Source organism: Dethiosulfatibacter sp. (assembly GCF_983023055.1).
Window position 1 is genome coordinate 1 of sequence record NZ_CEZJXU010000168.1, and the last position, 4929, is coordinate 4929.

5 protein-coding genes are annotated in these 4929 nt (G+C 36.2%); 2 read left to right on the forward strand and 3 right to left on the reverse strand.

Translation table 11 applies throughout. The annotated features are described in order from the left end of the window. From dctP to AC3AX0_RS07140, 3 genes are all read right to left on the reverse strand, one after another. Positions 1-515 (reverse strand): TRAP transporter substrate-binding protein DctP (gene dctP / locus AC3AX0_RS07130; protein ID WP_487549616.1); only part of this gene is annotated, 515 nt, incomplete at its 3' end. A 243-nt stretch (positions 516-758) separates the two neighbouring features. Next, positions 759-2177: a group II intron reverse transcriptase/maturase gene (ltrA, locus tag AC3AX0_RS07135; protein ID WP_487549617.1), complete on the reverse strand. Its 1419-nt coding sequence runs from the start codon at positions 2175-2177 to the stop codon at positions 759-761. A 437-nt stretch (positions 2178-2614) separates the two neighbouring features. Next, on the reverse strand, positions 2615-3310 hold the full coding sequence (locus tag AC3AX0_RS07140) for a GntR family transcriptional regulator (protein WP_487549618.1): 696 nt from the start codon (positions 3308-3310) through the stop codon (positions 2615-2617). Between the two features lie 348 nt (positions 3311-3658). Between AC3AX0_RS07140 and AC3AX0_RS07145 the strand changes: the two genes are divergently transcribed. Beyond that, on the forward strand, positions 3659-4318 hold the full coding sequence (locus tag AC3AX0_RS07145; protein WP_487549619.1) for a FadR/GntR family transcriptional regulator: 660 nt from the start codon (positions 3659-3661) through the stop codon (positions 4316-4318). Positions 4319-4447: 129 nt separating this feature from the next. After that, positions 4448-4929, forward strand: a 482-nt coding sequence (locus tag AC3AX0_RS07150; RefSeq protein ID WP_487549620.1) for an NAD(P)/FAD-dependent oxidoreductase, incomplete at its 3' end; no start/stop codon positions are given.

The window sequence follows — 4929 nt, forward strand, 5'->3', positions numbered from 1 at the left end:
AGGTTTCTTGGTGCTCTCTTATGATGATAAAGAGGAATCAAACCAACTTTTTCAGTAATTTGAGCTTCTATTTCAGTACCCAATTCACCATTTATAACTGTATCCATATGTTCTGCAGAAGTTATTGCATACGGAATCGCAAGCATTGCAGCCTTTGGAGCCCAGTTTTGCAAAGATTCACCAGAAATTGTCACGTCTGCAGTTCCAGTTTGGATAGCAGTAATCATATCCATCTCATTACCAAGTTGTTCATTAGGATAAACCTTGATTTCAATTTGTCCGTCTGTCTTTTCAGCTACCAATTCAGCAAACTTAAGTGCTGTTTGGTTCCACAAATGTTCATCATTTGAAAGGTGTCCAAATTTCCATACGATTTTTTCTGGTGCTTCTGGTGCATCAGGTGTTTCCGCTGCATCAGGTGCTTCTGGTGCATCTGGCTCACTTGTACATCCAACAAGCACAAATGACATCATTGCTACTACCAATACTACTGATAAAATTCTTTTCAATTTCATTTACTTCCTCCACTTAATATGTTTTTTGTTACTATATCTATACTACCATGGTAGTATGGAAGCGTCAACAAGAAAAACGTTTTTCCTTACAAGAAAGCAGCTATGCTGCGTTAAATGCACAAGCATTTATTAAGACGCGAAAGAAAGTTTCCTTAATCAATCAGGTAGGAGGGAGAATTAAATAATTCTCCCGACCTCCCACAGCACCATACGTACGGTTCTCGTATACGGCGCTTCCCAAGTTTACACACTTACAGTTTTGTAATAGTCTGAAAAGAACAGATATCCTGACTCTCTAAGTCGCTTATTTGTAATAGAACAATTAAGTATTTGGCTACCGGATACTCGCCAGTAGCCTTTTCTTGTATTAGAATACTTAATAGCGTTTTGATGGTTATACCCAAGCCTTTTTAGCATTCGATACCTCGTTTTAACTTTCTTCCATCTCTTCCAGACGAACATCCGAAGTCTTCTACGTAACCATTTATCGGTCTCTTTTAAGAGCTTTTTCATATCAGCTAGCTTAAAGTAGTTTACCCAACCTCTAACATATTGTTTCAGTTTAAGTTTTAGCACTTCATAGCTAATACCTTTATTTCTTGATGTAATCTCTCTTATTCTGACCTTCATCTTGACTACACTTTTGCTATGCACCCTCAATTTAATTCCATTTTTTGATGGATAGAAACCGTATCCAAGGAATTTTATGTGCCCAATATATGCTACGGATGTCTTTTCCCTATTTACTCGAAGCTTTAGTTTCCCTTCAATAAACGGTAAAATATGTTCCAGTATTCTTTGTGCACTTCGTTTTGTTCTTGCGAACAACAACGTATCGTCCGCATAGCGTACGAATCTTATTCCTCGTTTTTCCAGTTCCTTATCCAACTCATTCAGCATGATGTTACTGCACAAAGGACTCAAATTTCCTCCTTGTGCCAATCCCACCGTTGTTTCTTCAAACTTTCTATCTACGATTGCTCCTGCTCTTAAGTATTTATGTATCAGCGATATGACTCGTCTGTCTTTGATGGTTCTAGACAGAATTTCTATCATCTTCGACTGATTCACTACATCAAAGAATTGCTCAAGGTCCATATCTACTACGTAGGTATACCCTTCACTAGCGTATTCCTTGCATTTCTTCAAAGCATCATGAGCACTTCGTCTTGGTCTGAATCCATAACTGGTTTCACTGAACTTAGGGTCATAAATCGGTGATAGCACTTGCTGCATGGCTTGTTGTATCACTCTATCTACTGCTGTTGGTATTCCTAGTTCTCTTTTCTTTCCATTGTCCTTCGGTATTTTTACTCGTCGGACTGGACTCGGAAGGTATTTACCATCCGAAATGGTCTTTCTTAACTTATCCCCATTGTCTTTGAAATATTGTAGAAGATGCTCCACTTCCATTCCATCAACTCCGTGTGACCCTTTATTCTTCTTTACCTGTTTATATGCTCGGTTAAGATTTTCTCGCCCTAGGATTTGTTCTAAAAGTCCATTCTCTCCACTGTCGGCATCGGTGATGTTGTTTTCAGTTATCCTCTTTTCGGTGAGCACTCTGTCATACCCTTCGTGTTCCGTACTATCTCTCTGACAGTAGCCATTGTCACTACAATGTATTCTGCTTTTCTTTGTCCCGATTTCGGTAACATTCATTTACCTTCACCTCCTTAGGTTCAACCCTTCATGACCTAGTCGACTAGGTCACTACTATGGTATTTGCTGACTTCTCATGATAAATCTTGTTTCAACCATGTTTCACAAAGACGTTTCACATGTCCATGAGATCTCCCCAGGTAAGAACACAATCTTTCTCTCCATCTATCTGCCACATTTACGCTGTTGATTCCGAGTAGTTATTGGACTTTAGTTTGTTATGCAACCTTATCCATCAACTTGCGCCTGATGTGATTTCTGTACGTCAGACCGGAGATTTGCCGCCGGCTTCCTTCAGATTCCTCGTCGCCGCGGACACCCTTGCCTTAAGCTATACACTTCCCACTACTAGGGTGTGTTTGGGACTTTCACCCTTAAGATTGTGCCCATGCTGGGCACACATAAAAAAATCGCAGAAATCTCTGCGATTTTGAATTCTATTCACCATCAATGAAATAGTCTGCATATTCTTTTTTCAATACTTCAATCTCTTTAAAAACCAAATCAATATGATAATCCATATCCTTTGAAGCCCTGTTGAAATCACCTTCAATTACTGCATCCAGAATTCCAGTATGGTCTTTTAGTAATAAGCTAAACTTGTTGAAATCCAACAATGTAAGCATCCTTACTCTGTCATATTGTGTATCTGATAGTTGCAGCATTTTCCAGGTATACACCTTATCAGCTTCTTCAAAGAATAATTTATGAAAGAGAATATCATATTCATGGAACTTTATATAATCCTCATCTATTAAGGCTTCTTCCTGTCTTAGCAAGTACTTGCGGCCTTTCTTAATTGAATCATTCGACATTTTTCCTGCAATTTCCCTAATAACTTCCCTTTCCAAGCATTTTCTAATAAAGACACCTTCTTTTACTTTCTTAAGGTCAATCTTGGAAATTATAGTTCCTCTTTGTGCCAGTATTTCAACAAGACCTTCATTTTTCAGTCTTATAAACCCCTCCCTTACCGGGGTTCTACTAACATTTAATACCTTTGACATCTCCGCTTCACTTATTCTCTGTCCAGGCTTTAACTTCCAGTTAATTATTTGTCTTCTTATTTCAGCATAGACATATTCTCCAACGGATGAGTATGTCTTAATATCCTCGCTAGTATTGTTATTCATTTCATCATCTTCCTTATTACATATTTAAATATAACAGCATTATTTTATATTTTAACAATAAATATAAGTACATATATTAACACTACCATACTAGTATGTAAGAGTCAATATCCAAAAGCCATATTGTGCTGCTATCAAAATAATTTGTCATATTTAATTATTTACAGTATTATATAAAAAGCAACTATGTTGCATCATATATTTATCGCTTTAGAAAGCGCATCGTACACAAGAGAGGTTTTCATCGTTGAAAGTTTCTCTTAATGTTTAAAATTACAACTATTCAAGTACTTTTTATATATTAACTTTCTTAGGTACGAAAAATGTAACGAATAAAGGAGAAATAATATGGCTAAAACCACATTAATTGACCAAACATCACTAAAACTAAAAAAATACATAGAAGAGAATAATCTTTCCACAGGGGATAAGCTGCCAAATGAATATGAACTTTCAAATATACTGAATGTAGGCAGAAATACAGTAAGGGAAGCAGTACGGTTCTTAGCTTCAAGAAATATTTTGTCAATACGGCAAGGATCAGGAACATTTATTTCAGAAAATACAGGTATTGTTGATGACCCTTTTGGCTTTTCATTTATATCCAATCAAAACAAACTTGTACAGGATCTAATGGAAATAAGAATAATGATTGAACCTCAAATAGCTGCACTGGCTGCACAAAATTCAACAAGTAAAGATATAAAACATTTGGAAGACCTTTGCAACAATATTGAAAATGCAATAAAAAATAAAGATGATTTTTCAAAGGAAGATGAGCTGTTTCATTCATATCTTGGAAAATGCTCAGGCAATGATGTCATTTCAAAACTAATACCTGTCATAAGTGAAGGAATCAATATTTACGCTACCAGTGTTTCTGAACAAGAATACAGTCAGACTATAATTTCACACAGAGAAATAGTAAAGGCAATAAAAGAAGGTCGTCCAAAGGATGCAGAACAAGCCATGCTTTTTCACCTTCTATATAATAAGAACAGATTCTAACCGTATCATATAAAGGTATTGTTTTTTCATAAATGTTTTAAACATGGGATGACTTTTGAACTTAATGTTGATTTCATTCTTTTTTTGTGGTATTATGACATTATTCATAGGATGAATTAGGAGGTTGAAATGAATAGCACATATGATATACTCATAATTGGAGCTGGAGTTGTAGGAAGTGCAATAACCAGAGAGCTCTCAAAATACAAATTAAAGATCGGTGTATTGGAAAAAAATTTAGACGTATGTAATGAGCAAAGTGGCAGGAATTCCGCAGTTATTCATGGCGGATTTGCATATGATGAAGGTTCTAAAAAAGCAAAATTCTGTATTGAAGGTTGTCTTGGATTCGAAGAACTTGCCAAGGAACTTGACATACCATACAAAAAAACAGGAAAGGTTCTGGTAGGAAATACAAAAGAAGACTATCAGACTCTCTTAAATACAATTGAAGCCGGCAAAAAAAACGGAAGTATAGGATTAAGAATGATTAACGAAAAGGAATTGAAGAAACTGGTTCCTGCAGTCACAGGCAAATTCGCAATGTTGTCTCCCCTTAGTTCAATAATTGATCCTTTCCTATATAATATAGCCCTGGCAGAAAATGCCTG